Origin of the sequence: Geomesophilobacter sediminis (assembly GCF_016458275.1) — a bacterium.
Classification (GTDB): domain Bacteria; phylum Desulfobacterota; class Desulfuromonadia; order Geobacterales; family Geobacteraceae; genus Geomesophilobacter; species Geomesophilobacter sediminis.
In genome coordinates, this window is record NZ_JAEMHM010000006.1 from 70,685 (window position 1) to 85,991 (window position 15,307).

General features: G+C 63.2%; 11 protein-coding genes. 2 read left to right on the top strand and 9 right to left on the bottom strand.

From position 1 onward, the window contains the following. Positions 1–68: 68 nt before the first annotated feature. The 9 genes from JFN93_RS08335 to glmU form a co-directional block, all read right to left on the bottom strand. Entirely contained in the window at positions 69–1,193 is a 1,125-nt protein-coding gene (locus JFN93_RS08335; protein WP_199383602.1) for an HD domain-containing phosphohydrolase, read from the bottom strand. A 94-nt stretch (positions 1,194–1,287) separates the two neighbouring features. Next, a complete protein-coding gene (locus JFN93_RS08340; RefSeq protein WP_199383603.1) occupies positions 1,288–2,223 on the bottom strand; it encodes a transglycosylase domain-containing protein in 936 nt (311 codons plus the stop codon). Next, positions 2,220–3,206 carry a 4-hydroxythreonine-4-phosphate dehydrogenase PdxA gene (gene pdxA, locus JFN93_RS08345; RefSeq protein WP_199383795.1) on the bottom strand — a complete coding sequence of 329 codons (987 nt, stop codon included), beginning with the start codon at positions 3,204–3,206 and terminating at the stop codon, positions 2,220–2,222. The genes JFN93_RS08340 and pdxA overlap by 4 nt, the downstream gene beginning before the upstream one ends. Positions 3,207–3,625: 419 nt before the next feature. Then, positions 3,626–5,824, bottom strand: coding sequence for a DNA helicase PcrA (gene pcrA, locus JFN93_RS08350; RefSeq protein WP_199383604.1), 2,199 nt, complete (start codon positions 5,822–5,824; stop codon positions 3,626–3,628). 521 nt (positions 5,825–6,345) lie between these two features. Next, the gene (locus JFN93_RS08355; RefSeq protein ID WP_199383605.1) at positions 6,346–7,308 is read right to left on the bottom strand and encodes a queuosine salvage family protein; all 963 of its coding nucleotides are present in this window, start codon (positions 7,306–7,308) and stop codon (positions 6,346–6,348) included. A 132-nt stretch (positions 7,309–7,440) separates the two neighbouring features. Next, entirely contained in the window at positions 7,441–8,082 is a 642-nt protein-coding gene (locus JFN93_RS08360) for a hypothetical protein (RefSeq protein ID WP_199383606.1), read from the bottom strand. 149 nt (positions 8,083–8,231) lie between these two features. Then, positions 8,232–8,936 carry an RNA polymerase sigma factor gene (locus tag JFN93_RS08365; protein ID WP_199383607.1) on the bottom strand — a complete coding sequence of 235 codons (705 nt, stop codon included), beginning with the start codon at positions 8,934–8,936 and terminating at the stop codon, positions 8,232–8,234. A gap of 285 nt (positions 8,937–9,221) precedes the next feature. Next, complete coding sequence (gene glmS, locus JFN93_RS08370; RefSeq protein WP_199383608.1) at positions 9,222–11,054, bottom strand: glutamine--fructose-6-phosphate transaminase (isomerizing); 1,833 nt, start codon at positions 11,052–11,054, stop codon at positions 9,222–9,224. 168 nt (positions 11,055–11,222) lie between these two features. Beyond that, a complete protein-coding gene (gene glmU, locus JFN93_RS08375; protein WP_199383609.1) occupies positions 11,223–12,599 on the bottom strand; it encodes a bifunctional UDP-N-acetylglucosamine diphosphorylase/glucosamine-1-phosphate N-acetyltransferase GlmU in 1,377 nt (458 codons plus the stop codon). Positions 12,600–12,771: 172 nt separating this feature from the next. On the opposite strand from glmU, the gene JFN93_RS08380 reads away from it, so the two are divergent. Continuing rightward, the gene (locus JFN93_RS08380) at positions 12,772–13,314 is read left to right on the top strand and encodes an MXAN_5187 C-terminal domain-containing protein (RefSeq protein WP_199383610.1); all 543 of its coding nucleotides are present in this window, start codon (positions 12,772–12,774) and stop codon (positions 13,312–13,314) included. Then, positions 13,311–15,203 (top strand): B12-binding domain-containing radical SAM protein, encoded by a 1,893-nt coding sequence (locus tag JFN93_RS08385; protein WP_215907716.1) that lies wholly within the window; start codon positions 13,311–13,313, stop codon positions 15,201–15,203. The genes JFN93_RS08380 and JFN93_RS08385 overlap by 4 nt, the downstream gene beginning before the upstream one ends. Positions 15,204–15,307: the final 104 nt, after the last annotated feature.

Genomic DNA, 15,307 nt, shown 5'->3' on the forward strand with positions numbered 1-15,307 from the left:
CTTCCGGCTACACGTCCCTCCCCCTTTCCAGGGGAGGCTTTGGAGGTCATGCGGAAGCTACCAATCCCTCACTGCGCTCCGACCGGGATGCCCGCGGCTGCCTCGTCGCGGTGGACCGGGTCGTCCTGCTGCGAGGCGAAGATATCCTGGAAGTCCTGCTCCACCTCCTGGAACGCCTTCAAGAGCGCAGGATCGAAGTGTTCGGGGAGAGTCCGCCCGTCCCCTTCGAGGATGATCTTCATGGTCTTCTGGTGGTCGAAGGGAGGTTTGTAGACGCGCCAGCTGCGCAGGGCGTCGTACTGGTCCGCCAGCATGACGATGCGCCCTTCGATCGGGACCTCCTCCCTCTTGAGCCCGGCCGGATAGCCGGTGCCGTCCCAGCGCTCGTGATGGGTGACGGCGATGGAGGCGGCCATCTGAAGCACTTCGTGGGTCGATCCGGCGAGGATCTTGCCCCCGATGATGGTGTGGCTCTTCATGATCTCGAACTCTTCCCGGGTGAGCGGGCCGGGCTTGAGCAGGATCGAGTCCGGGGTGCCGATCTTGCCGACGTCGTGCATCGCCGAGGCGATCCCGATGGTCTCCACGAACTCCTCGGGGAGGTTGAGGGCGCGCGAGATCCTCTTGGCGTACATCCCGATGCGCATGATGTGCTTGCCGGTGTCCTCGTCGCGAAGCTCGGCCGCGGCGGTGAGACGCTCGATGGTCTCCCGGCTCATGCTCTTCATCCGGGCCAGGGCGTCGGCAAGCTCGCGGGTCCGCTGCATGACGGTCCGCTCCAGCTCCATCTTGTAGTTCTTTTCGATCAGGACCAGGCGCTTGTAATTGGCGCCCTTCTCCACGGAGTGAATCAGGTAGGGGGGCTTGAACGGCTTGATGATGAAGTCGAAAGCCCCTTTCTTGATCGCCGAAACCGCCATCTCCAGCTCGGCGTATGCGGTCATCAGGATGACCGGGATGTCGCGGTCGATCTCGTGGATCTTCTCCAAAAGCTCGATCCCGGTGATCTTGGGCATGTTGACGTCGGTAAGCACGACGTCCGGGGGGCAACGGCGCAGCTCGTCGAGTGCCTCGAAGCCGTTGGAGAAGGGATGTACCTCGAACCCGCCGACGGAGAGGAGCATGGCCACGCTTTCGAGGACATAGGGGTCGTCGTCTACGACGATGACGATCCCTGACGCTGTTGATTCCATCCGTCCTCCTTTTTACGGCTTAACGCAATGTGACACCTCTTTTTGCGTTTCGGCATCGTCCGTCGGAACTTGAGCACGATTTTCTTAGCTATTTCTAAGGTTTGACCTCTTGCGGAGCGGTCGCCGGGGCCGGTTCCTTGCTCGGTTCGGCGGGCGGTTCCGCCGCCGGTTCCTTCTCCCCTTCCTCCGGCTTGGCGGCACCCGGTTCTTCCTGGACCGGACCGCGGGCACTGGAGAGGTTGGGCATGACTTCCACCTTCCGGATGCTTTCCTCGACCTTCTTCTGCATGCGCCCTACGTTCGGCATTTCGGCAAGCGCGCTGTGGTACTCGGCGGAGGAGAGGACCCCCTTTTCCGCCAGAAGGCGCAGGATCATGTCGGAGCGCTTGAGCACCTTGTTGAGGTTCTTGTACGGGTTGTAGGCGACCCGCGGACCGGGGAGCATGGCGGCGAGAAAGGCGCATTCGCGCGGCGTGAGGGCGGAGGCCGATTTGCCGAAATAGTAATGGGCGCCGTGGCCGATGCCGTAGACCATCGGGCCGAGCTCGATCACGTTCAGATAGAGTTCGATGATCCGCCCCTTGGTCAGCTCCTGTTCCATCCGCTTGGCGAGGTAGACCTCCTTGACCTTCCGGGTGAGGGTCTTTTCCCGGGAGAGATAGAGGTTCTTGGCCACCTGCTGGGTAATCGTCGAGGCGCCCCGGGCGAGACTCTTCTTCTCCAGGTCGTACTTGATCGCTTCCTTGATCGCCTTGACGTCGATCCCCTCGTGCTTGTAGAAGGAGGCGTCCTCGGCGAGGATGACCGACCACTTCATCTCGGCGGGGATGCGCGAGGAGGGGGTCCAGTAGCGGTTTTTGGGGCCGACCACGAAGTCGTGATAATCCCCGTGCCAGTCTTTGACCTGGATGGTGACGTTGGTCTTTTTGTCCTTGAGCTGGGCGACCGGCGGGAGCATCGACAACGAGACGACGACGTAACCAAAATAGATGATGGCGAGAACGATGACGGCGACGACTCCCTTTTTCATTGCTGCTCCTTGAGTTCGGCGTCGCGCCGGGCCATCTGGGCGGCCATCAGGATCGCCTGTTTCATGCTTGCTGCCGAGGCCTTGCCGGTGCCGGCGAGGTCGTACGCGGTGCCGTGGTCGACGGAGGTGCGGATGATGGGGAGCCCCAGGGTCACGTTCACCCCGTCGTCGAAGTGGAGGAGCTTGAGCGGGATGAGCCCCTGGTCGTGGTACATGCAGACCACCCCGTCGTAGTCGCCCCGGGCGGCGAAATGAAAGAGGGTGTCCGCGGAGAGGGGACCGACCGCGTCGATGCCGCGCTCCCGGGCCTCGCGGACCGCCGGGGTGATGATCTCCTTGTCTTCCTTGCCGAACATCCCCCCCTCGCCGCAGTGCGGGTTGAGGGCAAGGACCGCCAGGCGCGGCGCCGGGGCGAACCAGCGGGTGAGCGCGCGGTGGGTGATCTCGATGGTGGAGAGAATCCGTTCGCGGGTGACCAGCCGGGGGACGTCGGCGAGCGCCTCGTGGATGGTGACCAGGGTGACCCGGAGCTTGTCGCCGGCGAGCATCATGACCACCTCGTGGCCGCCGGTGATCTCGGCCAAAAGCTCGGTGTGGCCGGGGTAGTGGTGGCCGGCGCTGTTCATCGACTCCTTGTTGATCGGGGCGGTCGCCATGGCATGGGCTTTTCCTTCCAGGCAAAGACGCGCCGCTTCCAGGATGTACTTGAAGCAGGCGTTGCCCCCGGCGGGGGTGGGGTGCCCGTAGGCCATCTGGTCCGGGGAAAGGGAGGAGAGTTCGCGCAGCGGGATGACCCCTGCCGCCGGTGCGGTGAAGGGGACCGCGTCAATCGGTTCCACGCGCAGCTCGGTGCCGGAGACGGCGATGCCGCGCTGCATGGCGCCGAGGTCGCCAAGGACAAACGGCGTGCAGCAGGAGGTCACTTGCGGGTCGGCGAGCGCCGCGGCGATGATTTCCGGTCCGACCCCGCTCGGGTCCCCCATGGTGATGGCAATGACAGGTTTGTCCACCTGGATCTCCTTTTCTCGAGCTTCCCTGGAAGTGCACCGCGGAAGCCACGTCATCAAACTCGTTCCCAAGCTCCAGCTTGGGAAGGTACATTTTCTCCGAAGCTCCAGCTTCGAAAAGCCCGTGACAAAGCCGAAGCTTTGAACATCATTGCGTTCCCAAGGTGGACCTTGGGAACGAGGTCGGAACCGGGGCGCCTGACGTTGTAAGCGACATTCTTGTCGCGATTCAGCCGATGATCGCGACAGGAATGCCGCTCCTACCGGGATGGCGCTGCTTTACCAGCGGCGCGGCCGCTGCCTTGCTGCGGAGAGAAACGTGTTTCCCAAAATTATTTGAAAGGTTTTCCTCCGCGCCCCTCAGCGCCCTTTGCGGTGAGCTTTCCTACGACCGATCAGCACCGCTCCAGGCCGGCGAAGCGGACCATGAGCTTTTTGGGCCCCACCGAGCCGAACCAGACGATCACCTTCTGATTGTCCCCTTCCCCTTCGATCTTGCGGATCGTTCCCACCCCGAACTGGCCGTGGCGCACCTTCATCCCGATTACCACCCCGTCCTCGGGCTCGTCGGGGACCATCCGCACCTCGTTATCGAGCTCCGGCTCCATCTCCTCTTCGAAGAGGGCGGCCAGGTTGTGGCGCCACGGCGTCGGGGCTGCGGCCGGACGGGGCTCGAAGGCGTCCTCGACGTCCAGAAGTGCCGGGGGAATCTCGGCGAGAAAGCGGGCCGGCGGGTTGGTCTGCTCCTGGCCGAAGATGTGGCGTCGCTTCACGTTCAAGAGGTAGAGCTTCTGCCGGGCGCGGGTCATCCCCACGTAGCAAAGCCGCCGCTCCTCTTCCATCTGCTCGGGATCTTCCAGCGCGCGCAGATGGGGGAAGAGCCGCTCTTCCATGCCGACGATGAAGACCATCGGGAACTCGAGACCCTTGGCCGAGTGGAGCGTCATCAGGGTCACCGATGCCTTTTTCCCCTCACCCTCTTCCTCGAGGTCCATGACCAGGGCCACCTGCTCCAGGAAGGCCGCGAGCCCCTTCTCCTCCGAGCCGGTCTCGAACGCCTGCATCGCGGTGATCAACTCTTCCAGGTTGTCCAGGCGGTCGCGGGCATCGTCGGTCCCGATCTCCTTCAGCCGCTGCACGTACCCGGTCTCCAGCATGACGGTCTGCGCCAACTGGTCGATGGGGAGAGTCTTGGAGAGCTCCCGGAAGCGGTCCAGATCGCCGGCGAAAGCGGCCAGCTTGCCCCGGGCCCCGGCGGCGAGCAGCGAACCTTTAGCCGCCTCGCGCATCGCGGCATGAAAAGAGACCTGCTTCTCCGAGGCGAGCTCCGAGATCTTCTGGACGGTGGTGTTGCCGATGCCGCGCGGCGGGGTGTTGATGATCCGCTTCAGCGAGACGTCGTCGGAGGGGTTTTCGAGGACCTTCAGGTAGGCGAGGATGTCCTTGATTTCCAGCCGGGCATAGAAACGTACGCCGCCCACCACATGGTAGGGAATGCCGGCGGCGACCAGGGCGTCCTCCACCGAGCGGGACTGGGCGTTGGTCCGGTAGAAGACGGCGACGCCGGAGTAGGAACCCCCTTCGCGCGCGAAGGCTTCGATCTCGCGGCAGACGAAGCGCGCCTCCTCCCACTCGTTCAGCATCCGGCGGTAGATGATCTTCTCCCCGGTCGGATTTTCGGTCCAAAGCCGCTTCGGCTTGCGCCCGCGGTTTTTTTCCACCACGTTCCACGCGGCGTCCAGGATGGTCTTGGTGGAGCGGTAGTTCTGCTCCAGCTTCACCACCTTGACCCCGGGAAAATCCTTTTCGAATTCCAGGATGTTGCGGATGTCGGCGCCGCGCCAGCCGTAGATGGACTGGTCGTCGTCCCCGACCACGCAGAGGTTGCGCCGCGAACCGGCCAGAAGACGCACCAGGTGGTACTGGACCGGGTTGGTGTCCTGGTACTCGTCCACCAGGATCCACCGGTAGCGCTCCTGGTATTTGCGCAGCACCTCGGGGTGCTCCTCGAAAAGGCGCACCGTGACCAGGAGGAGATCGTTGAAATCGAGCGCGTTGCAGCGCTTGAGCCGCTCCTGGTAGAGCCGGTAGATCCGCGCCACCGCCTGCTCCTGCAGGGTGCCGGTCCGGACGTCGTCCGGCAGGATGCCGTTGTTCTTGAAATCGTCGATGGCGGCGCCCATCGCCTTGGGAGGGTAGCGTTTTTCGTCCAGGTTCAGCTCGACGAGGCAATCTTTGAGCAGCCGCTCGCAATCCTTGTCGTCGTAGATGGCGAAGCTGCGGTCGTAGCCGAGGTGCTGGATTTCGTGACGGAGGATGCGGGCGCAGAAGGAGTGAAAGGTGGAGATCAGCGGCGTCTCGTCCCCCTCGACGATCCGCTGCACCCTTTCGCGCATCTCACCGGCTGCCTTGTTGGTGAAGGTGACCGCGAGGATCTGCCAGGGGGGGACGCCGCGCTCGGCGATAAGGTGGGCGATGCGATGAACGATGACGCGGGTCTTGCCCGAACCGGCGCCCGCGAGAACCAGAAGGGGGCCTTCGCCGTGGAGGACCGCCTCCTTCTGGGGAGGATTGAGGTTGTGCAGCAGATTCATGAGATTTCCTCGGCTGGGATTTGCCGGCAGGATTTCCGGACAGCCACCCTTTATAGCACCGAGGCGCGCTGTTGGTCAAAAAAGAATGAGCAGGGCCTTCGTGGAATGCGGGGGGGACTAAATATGTAGGAGCGACATTCTGGTCGCGATTTCAGCCGGGAATGCTGCAGGAATGTCACTATGCCTGGGGAGAAAGGAAAATGTCTGGGGAGCAAGTGTCTTTACTGTGGGAGCGCCATTCCTGGCGCGAACCGCCGAAGGCGGAAACACCCGAGTGACCAGCTTCAGCGTGCCAGGATCCGCAATTGTAGGAGCGCCATTCCAGGCGCGATTGATCCGTACCGTTGTTACGGTGTTGGTCAAAAAGAAACGGACCTGCCCCGACTCGCGGTCACAGCTGGCAACCCTGTGGGAGCGCCATTCCTGGCGCGAATACTCCGCACCGTTACCGCCTTCGGCGGATCGCGCCTGGAAAGGCGCTCCCACAGGGAAGGCGCAGACGGCAGAGTTGACCGACATCGTCAATAGAATGCCGTGCGACTGCGGTGTCTGGGATGCGCCCGATAACGCGGTTCCTGCCCCCGGTGCCAGAGCAGATTGTCGAGCCGCATCGCATCGGCGGCTACGCCTTGGCCGCGCAACTCCTCGACGATCAGCTCGCAGGCGTGCACCGCGGCGGCCCGGATCTCGGCCTCCTCCGGCGAGCCGGCTGGGATCGGCGCGCCGGCTTGAATTCGCGCCAACAATTCCGGCCGGTACTCCAGGATTCCATCCAGACGCAGCACATGCGGGACCAGGTTGTCGGCGCAGGCGGTAAGGCGGTCCAGATCGTCGAACCGTCCCGGCCCGCCACCCCCAAAGGCAATATGCAAGTCCACTGCAGCCAGCTGGGCGCGCTTGAAAAAGGGGACTTCAATCCCGCCATAGGCCACTGCGTCATGGAACAGCGGCATGCCATCCAACAGTTCGACCAGTCGCTCCGCCGAGTTTTCCGCAGCGGCGACCAGCGCGGTAACGTCCCCGCCGAACTTCTCCTCCACCAGAGTCCCGAGATCATTCAAGGCCCGCGCGAACAGTTCCATGAGTTCCGTTGCCGCTTCATTGTCGACGCCGGGGAAGAAGATTTGACTGCAGTTGGCAGGGGTGAGCCGGCGCAGCGCAGCGGCCCGAAAGGGACCTTCTGCCTCGAAATGCCGGTTCAAAGCCGAGGCGACGACCCGGTAGCCGGAGCGGCAGGGATCGCCGAGGATGTCGGGAAAGTATCCCGAGCCGAAGTTGATGGTATTGAGCGTGAGGAAGAAAGCGACGGTGTCGGCACCGTGCCCGAGGTAGTGGATAGCGGGGTCCATCGTCGGGAGGGACAGGCGCTCCTTGCAGAGCGCGGCGGCGTATTGTGGGATCACGCTGGTGACGATACGAACCGAGGTCGCCCGTTCACAGACATAACGGCACCCCTGGCGCACCATGTTCAAGAGATCGGACATTTGTTGCTCTGGTGACATATCATCTGCTTCTAAACCTTTCCCGGAACGCACGCAATAGAAAAGGCACCCGTACCATGGGTAACCGGATGCCCTTCCTACGCCGACCGGGCTCGCCCAGCCGTCTGCAACCGCCTAGAACTTCTTCGGGAATTGTTTCACAATCCCTCCGGCAAGCGCGTCGGCGATCAGGTACATGTGATTCTTCATCGCTTCCCAGGTCTGTGCTTCGGCGGTGTAGTTCTTGGCGGCGAATTCGTCGATCTGGGCCATGTGATGGCCACCGTGGGCGAAGAGGAGCGATACCAGGGTCTGTTTCGGCCAGTTCGGGTTCGCTCCGCTCAGGAAGGTGGCGATATCGATCGCGTTCGCCTTGATTTTCTCCACCGCGGCGTCTTTGCCCTCCTTGTTCCCGGCATACGAGGCGGTCATGTATTCCTTGATCGCTCCGTAGTGCCCGGCAAGCAGGCCGAAGAGCTTATCCGAAGCCTTTTTCCCATAGAGCGGGCTCACCGAGTCCGCGAGGGCGCGGGCATTACTCACCACGTTCTGTTCGGCAACCTTCGCCGCTTCCATGTCGCCGATCCGGGTGCTGTACGCGACGTTGCGGACCCAGAAGACGTGGCCGATCCAAAGGTCGCGCAGCGTTTCCCTGAGCTGGACGCTCTTGGGCGACTCCTTGGTCATCCTCATATGCTCGTGAGCCAGTGCGGGCGGTGCTGTCAAAAGAACCGCTGCGGTAACAACTGCCAGGTATTTGAGGGCTGTCCTTAACATGATCATTCTCCTTGCTCATACGAAGAATCCGTAATCTCCCTCTCCCTCCGGGAGAGGGGCGGGGTGAGGGAAATCGCCACCGAGCACCTTCCCACACCCGGTCCATCGGGAACCCTCTCTTTGGGGAGATAGGACTCTTCAGCTATTCGTCAGGCGGAATCTCCCGGCGGGAGGCCCAGCCTGCCGAGTACCCCGGCGACGATCCGGTCACAACGTGCGCCGTCGAAGGGAAACAGCTCGCCCGCCGTCGCGTCGACCAGGCTGGCGAGCTGTTCCTGGAGGATCTTTCTCGCCCGATGGTACCGGGTCTTCACCGTCGCGGCCTCGACGTCGAGGCATTCCGCTGTCTCGTTGACCGAGAGCCCTTCGACGGCAAAGAGCATGAAGACCATCCGGTAAGCATCGGGGAGGGCATCGATTGCCGTTTCCAGCAGCCGGCGTACTTCTCCCCGGGCGGCGTTTTGTTCCGGTGTCGGAAAATTCGCGATGACATCAGCCATGAAGTTCGCCTCCTCTTGTGCCTCCGGATCGTCGAACGATATCCCTTCGGTCCCGGCACCGGAACTCCGCAGGCGACCCAGGGCGACGTTCGAGGCGATCTTTGCCAGCCAGGCCGAAAGCGGCCCCTTTCCCTCGAACCGGGCGAGGTTTCGGTAGGCATGGAGGTAGGCGTCCTGGACGGTGTCCTCGGCGTCGGCGTCGTTTTTGAGAAAGCCGCGGGCAATGCGGTACAGGCGCCGGTTGTAGCGCCGCATGATGAGCTCGAAGCTCATCCCGTCCCCGTTCAGCACCCGCTGGACGATATCCATGTCCGACGCTGCACCGGAGGCAGCGATTGTCTCTGTCATAGCCATGTCCAACCTCCGTTTACTATCCCATTCATTACCTTAGATGCAGGAACAGCCCAAAAGGTTCCCAGCTTTTTCATTTTCATTATAAGCAAAAAGGGCCGCGTCTCACGACACGGCCCTTTAACTAGGCTGGGTTCCGGTAGTTATGGCTATTGGTTCAACTTGGCGCTTGCCAGCGGCTCCGCATAAACCAAAGGCGCCTCAACGGGTTTGTTGAGGCGCCTTTTATGGTTCGGTTTCGCCACGAGGCCGACATCCTGCCGACCCGGGACAGCCCTTGTTAAGCCATTACTCCACCGTCACGCTCTTGGCGAGGTTTCTCGGCTGGTCGACGTCGGTACCCTTGAGGACCGCCACGTGGTAGGCCAGAAGCTGCATCGGGATGGAGAGGATGATCGGGTTGACGTCATCGTCGTCTTCGCAGGCTACCTCGAGGGCAACCTCGACCTTCTTCTTCACTTCTTCGTCGCCGGCGGAGCAGACTGCGATCACCCGCCCGCCGCGGGCGATGACTTCTTCCATGTTGGAGAAGACCTTCTCGTAGTTGTCCCCCTCCGGTACCAGGACCACCACCGGCATGTTCTCGTCGATGAGCGCGATCGGCCCGTGCTTCATCTCGCCGGCGGGATACCCTTCGGCGTGGATGTAGGAGATCTCCTTGAGCTTGAGGGCCCCTTCCAGCGCGATCGGGTAGTTCATGCCGCGCCCCAGGTAGAGGAAGTCGCGGGCGTGGAGGTAGTTGCGGGCCACCTTCTCCACCTGCTCGTTGAGCTTGAGGGTCTCTTCCATGAGGGCCGGGACCCGGACCAGGGCCGCGATCATCTTGCGCCCGCGCTCCACGTCCATGATCTGCCGCGCCCGGCCGAGCCGGATGGTGAAGAGATACAGAGCGACGAGCTGGGTCACGAACGCCTTGGTCGAGGCGACGCCGATCTCGGGGCCGGCATGGGTGTAGACGACGCCGTCGGCTTCGCGGGCGATCGAGGAGTCGACTACGTTGCAGATGGCGATGCAGGTGGCGCCGCGGCGGCGCGACTCGCGCATCGCGGCGAGGGTGTCGGCGGTCTCCCCGGACTGGGAGATCAGCATGACCAGGGTCTTGTTGTTGATGACCGGGTTGCGGTAACGGAATTCGGAGGCGATGTCGACATCGACCGGGACCCGGCAATGCTCCTCGATGAGGAACTTGCCCACCAGGGCCGCGTGCCAGGAGGTCCCACAGGCGATGATGCAGATCCGCTCGACGCCGTTTAGCTGCTCGTCGTTGAGCGACAGGTCCTCGAGGTAGACGTCACCCGCCTCCTCGCGCAACCGGCCGGCGATGGTGTCACGCACGGCGCGGGGCTGCTCGAAGATCTCCTTGAGCATGAAGTGCTTGTAGCCCCCTTTCTCGGCCATGTGGGCGGACCAGTCGATGTGGCGCGGCGTCTTCTCGATTCCCTGGCCGTCGATGGTGCTGAAGCTTGCGTTACCACCTTTGAAGACCACCATCTCGCCGTCTTCCATGAAGATCATGGAACGGGTGTGGGAGAGGATGGCGGGGATGTCGGAGGCGACGAAGAATTCGCCCTCCCCCATCCCGATGACCATCGGGGAGCCGAGCTTCGCAGCGATCATCACCCCGGGCTCCGCTTCGCAGAGGATGCAGACCGCATAGGCACCCTTCAGAAGGGCCAGCGCCTCCCGGACCGCCGCCTCGAAGCCCAGGCCGGTCTTGCGCCGCTGCTCGATCAGGTGCGAGATGACTTCGGTGTCGGTGTCGCTCCTGAATACGTGCCCGAGGCTCTTCAGCTCTTCGCGCAGCTGCAGGTAGTTCTCGATGATCCCGTTGTGGACTACGATGACGCTCCCGGCCTGGTGCGGGTGGGCATTGATCTCGGAGGGGCGGCCGTGCGTGGCCCAGCGGGTGTGGCCGATTCCGACCGATCCGGCGATGGGCTCGGTCTGGAGCAGGCGCTCCAGGTTGACCAGCTTCCCTTCGCTGCGGCGGATGCTGGCATTCCCCTCACTCAGGGTGCAGATGCCGGCGGAATCGTATCCGCGATACTCAAGCCTTCTCAGCCCTTCGATGATGATGGGGGTCGCGTCCTGCTCCCCGATATACCCGACGATTCCGCACATATGATGAGCTCCGTAGTGGTGGCGTTGAAATCAATAACGGTTGAGTTTAATACATTTGGCGGGATTAGAGGAGAAAAGAATTTTCGGTATTCATCCGCAAAAGAAGGGGCTTTGATTCCCCCCTTTGACAAGGGGGGAGTTCAAAGCACTGCCTTGAGCAGGAACCGGTCAGGACTTCTTCTTCAGCTTCCACCCTTCCTTGTTCACCTGGGGCGCTCGGGCGATGGCCAGGGAGTCGGGGGGGACGTCGGTGGTGACCGTGGTCCCCGCGGCGATCAGTGAGTTTCTCCCGACCTTCACCGGGGCGACGAGCTGCACGTCGCTGCCGACAAAGACGTCGTCCTCGATCACGGTGCGATGCTTGTTCACGCCGTCGTAGTTACAGGTGATGGTGCCGCAGCCGATGTTGACGTTGCTCCCGATAGTGGCATCGCCGAGATAGGTGAGGTGCGAGGCCTTGGAGCCTTCCCCCATCACGATCTTCTTGGTTTCCACGAAGTTGCCGATCTTCACCTCGCGCATCAGCTCGGTTCCCGGTCTGAGGTGCGCCATCGGTCCGATCGCCGCCGCTTCGTGGACCACCGACTCCTCCAGGACGCTCCCCGCTTTCACCTGCACGTCGTCGGCAATGCGGCAGTCCCGGATCACGGTTCCCTGGCCGATCTTGCAGCGCTCGCCGATGACGGTCGTCCCGGTGATGGTCGTCCCCGGCTCGATGACGGTGTCGCGGCCGATCCGCACCCCGCGGTCGATGTAGGTCGCCTGCGGGTCGATCATGGTGACGCCGGAGAGCATGAGTTCCCGGTTGATGCGGCAGCGCAGCACGCGGGCCGATTCGGCAAGCTGTACCCGGTCGTTCACCCCGCTGATCTCGACGGCGTCGGCGACCTGGTGGCTCCGGCAGGTGCAACCCTTCTGGGCGGCGTACGTGATGATGTCGGTCAGGTAGTACTCCTTCTGGGCGTTGTCGTTGTTAAGATGGGGGATGGCCTCGGCCAGGAAGGGGGCGTCCACGCAGTAGACCCCGGCGTTCACCTCGCGGATGGTCCGTTGCTGCGGGGTGGCGTCCTTCTCCTCGACGATGGCCCGCACGTTGCCGTCGGCCCCGGTGACGATCCGGCCGTAGCCGAACGGCTCGGGAAGGGTGGCGGTGAGGACGGTGATGCAGGCGCCGCTGTTCTGGTGGTCGTGCAGCATCCCCTTGAGGGTCTGCGCGGTCAAAAGCGGCGTGTCGCCGCAGAGAATGAGAACGGTCTGGCAGGAAGGATCGAGAGCGGGGAGGGCACAGCGGACGGCGTGCCCGGTCCCGAGCTGCTCGCCCTGGAGCGCATAGGCGATCCCTTCACGATCGGCGAAATAGCCGCGCACCTTTTCCTCCTGGTGGCCGACCACCAGTACGCAGTTGCCGACGCCGGCCTCGAAAGCCGCCGCTACCGGCCAGGCGATCATGGGCGAGCCGACCAGCGGATGCATCACCTTCACCAGCCCCGATTTCATCCTCGTCCCCATCCCGGCCGCCAGGACGATCGCTCCGATTTCCGCCATGTTCCACGCTCCTTAGGTGCCCAAATCTTACAAAGTGCTTATGTCTAGCAAATTATGGGAAGGGGGTCAAGGTGTTTCACGTTACAATCTGGTAGCTTATCCCGTATCGTTTCCCATTTATCATTTACAGGTGCAGACGTAACCGCTATAGTCAGTTGCCAAAGGAGAAAGCATGGCGCTGCCCGAAGACCTGATACGTCTGGAACAAAACCTGCGCGAGCTGATCATCAAGTACGAGCAGTACTTCATCGGAATCGAGAAGCGTGAGCCGATGCAGCTGCTGGACGAGGTGGAGCGGCAGGTCCGGCAGTACCAGAACGTCACCATCTCCAACACCATGCTCAAGTTCAAATACCAATCCCTCGCCGCGAGCCTCAGCACCCAGAAACAGAAATGGACCCGGATTACCCGGCTCATCGAGGAGGGTAAATACTCGCGCGACCGGTTCCGGATGGAGCGCCGCCAGGATGAACCGCGCCGCCCGGCCTCCCCGCAGGAAGCCGCCGAGAACCAGTTGGAGCGGATCTACCAGCAGTACCTGGAGGCGCGCCGCTCCTGCAACCTCCCGGTGAAAAACGTCTCCCGCGAGAAGATCGCCGCCGCCATCGCCCAGCAGCGTCCCGCCATCGCCGACCGGTACCGTTGCCGGAACATCGACTATTCCGTCGTCATCGAGGACGGCAAACCCCGCATCAAGGCCCATCCCAAGCAATGATCAAGCTTTTGCTCGTCGCCGTTCATCCCTACCGCTCGCCGCAGTCGGTTCCGCTCGCCCCTGCCTTCCTGAAGGGGGCCATTGCCGCCGCTCCAGAGCTGCGCCGCGCCGTAGCGACGGAGATCCACGAGTTCGTGATCGGGGACCCGCTCGCCGAGGCGGCCGAGACGCTTCTCACCGGCGATCCCGACGTGGTTGCCTTTTCCATGTATGTGTGGAACCGCGAGGCGATCGTCACCCTGGCGGGGATGCTGCGGGAGCGCCGGCCGGAACTGCTGCTCGTTGCCGGGGGGCCGGAGCCGACCGCCAATCCGCTCCCGCTCATCGACTGCGGCTGTTTCGATGCTCTGATCCGTGGCGAGGGGGAGGTGAGCTTCGTGGCGTTGCTCGCCGCGCTGCGCGATAGGCGCCCGCTGACGGGGATCGCCGGGGTCGTGCCGTGCGCGGCGGCAAGCGCCGTCGCCGCCGGGGGCGCAGCTTGCGAAACCTATTCGCCCTCCCCGTCCCCGGAGGCAATCCCCTCTCCGTACCTCGATGGGACCCTCAACCCGGTGGAAGGCGACGGGGCGCTCTGGCAGATATCCCGCGGCTGCGATTTTTCCTGCTCCTTTTGTTTCGACCATCGCGGCGAAAAGGTGCGCCGCTTCCCGATGGAGCGGCTGGAAAAGGAACTGCGCCTTTTTGCGGCGGCCGGCGTCTCCCAGGTGTTCGTGCTCGATTCCACCTTCAACAAGGTCCCGGCCCGCGCCAAGGAGATCCTGCGGCTGATCGCCCGGGTCGCCCCCGAGATCCATTTCCATTTCGAGGTGCGCTGCGAGTTCCTCGATCCCGAGATGGCCGAACTCTTCGCCTCGATCACCTGTTCGCTCCAGATCGGGCTGCAAAGCTCGGATCCCGAAGTGCTGGCCGGGGTGGGGCGCCCGTTCGACGCGGAGCGGTTTGCCTCCCGCATCGATCTTTTGAATCAGACCGGGGCCATCTTCGGGTTCGACCTCATTTACGGCCTGCCCGGCGATACCCTGCCGCGCTTCCGGAACTCCCTCGACTTCGCCCTGTCGCTCTACCCGAACCACCTGGACATCTTTCCGCTGGCGGTCCTTCCCGGAACCCGGCTCGCCGGACAGGCGCAAGCCCTGGGGGTGCACCACCTGGACGCGCCTCCCTACACCGTGGTCGCCACCCCGGAGTTCTCCGCCGACGAACTGAGCCGCGCCGCCGCGCTTGCCCTGGCCTGCGACGTCTTTTACAGCCGGGGGAAAGCGGTTGCCTGGTTCAACTCGGTGGCGCGCGCCCTGAAAATGCCCCCGTCGGCATTTCTCGCGGCCTTTGCCGACTGGCTCGGAGAGCGGTCGGGGGCGGCGGAAGAGGGGATCGGGGACCACGAGATCCTGCCGATGCAGTGCGGCTTTCTGGAGGAGATCTTCCGCGCCCGCAGGAAGGAAAAGCTCCTGCCGCTCGCGCTCGATCTTGCCAACTACCACCACCTTTTCGCCCGGGCCCTCCTCGATCCGCCGACCGTGCCGCTCACCCGGCGGCAAGCCAAGGGAATCGACGTGCTGCAGGTGCCCTTGCGGCGCTCGCCGAGCGCTGCTCCCGCCTCTTTTCAGTACGACATTCTGGAAATCCTGGAGTCGGGGGAATGCGAGCTTGCCGCCTTCGCCGCGGAGTTCTCCCGCTCCGGTTCGTACGCGGTCATCTATCCCTGCCGGGGCGAGGTCCGCACCGAGGCGCTTTCCCGCCCCCTGTTCGAGCTTCTCTGGTCGCTGAACGGCACTACCCAGGTCAAGCCTCTTCTCGGGCGCTTCGCGATTTCGCAGACGGAAGCTCGCGACTTCCTTGACTTTATGCTGACCGAAGGGGTCGTCGTCCCCTCCCGCCCATCGCCCTAAAACCTTGCCCTGTCGCACCCTTCGCCGTACCTTCCCCTGTTTGAGCCCCTTTTTTCCCCGCCGTTCCGGGTCTCCCCGCCTGCTGTGACAAAACCGCTATCTGA

Excerpts from the sequence above, each read along its gene's own strand:
- JFN93_RS08335 (WP_199383602.1), bottom strand. The coding sequence starts at position 1,193 with ATGGAATCAACAGCGTCAGGGATCGTCATCGTCGTAGACGACGACCCC.
- JFN93_RS08340 (WP_199383603.1), bottom strand. The coding sequence starts at position 2,223 with ATGAAAAAGGGAGTCGTCGCCGTCATCGTTCTCGCCATCATCTATTTT.
- pdxA (WP_199383795.1), bottom strand. The coding sequence starts at position 3,206 with ATGGGGGACCCGAGCGGGGTCGGACCGGAAATCATCGCCGCGGCGCTC.
- pcrA (WP_199383604.1), bottom strand. The coding sequence starts at position 5,824 with ATGAATCTGCTGCACAACCTCAATCCTCCCCAGAAGGAGGCGGTCCTC.
- JFN93_RS08355 (WP_199383605.1), bottom strand. The coding sequence starts at position 7,308 with ATGTCCGATCTCTTGAACATGGTGCGCCAGGGGTGCCGTTATGTCTGT.
- JFN93_RS08360 (WP_199383606.1), bottom strand. The coding sequence starts at position 8,082 with ATGTTAAGGACAGCCCTCAAATACCTGGCAGTTGTTACCGCAGCGGTT.
- JFN93_RS08365 (WP_199383607.1), bottom strand. The coding sequence starts at position 8,936 with ATGGCTATGACAGAGACAATCGCTGCCTCCGGTGCAGCGTCGGACATG.
- glmS (WP_199383608.1), bottom strand. The coding sequence starts at position 11,054 with ATGTGCGGAATCGTCGGGTATATCGGGGAGCAGGACGCGACCCCCATC.
- glmU (WP_199383609.1), bottom strand. The coding sequence starts at position 12,599 with ATGGCGGAAATCGGAGCGATCGTCCTGGCGGCCGGGATGGGGACGAGG.
- JFN93_RS08380 (WP_199383610.1), top strand. The coding sequence starts at position 12,772 with ATGGCGCTGCCCGAAGACCTGATACGTCTGGAACAAAACCTGCGCGAG.
- JFN93_RS08385 (WP_215907716.1), top strand. The coding sequence starts at position 13,311 with ATGATCAAGCTTTTGCTCGTCGCCGTTCATCCCTACCGCTCGCCGCAG.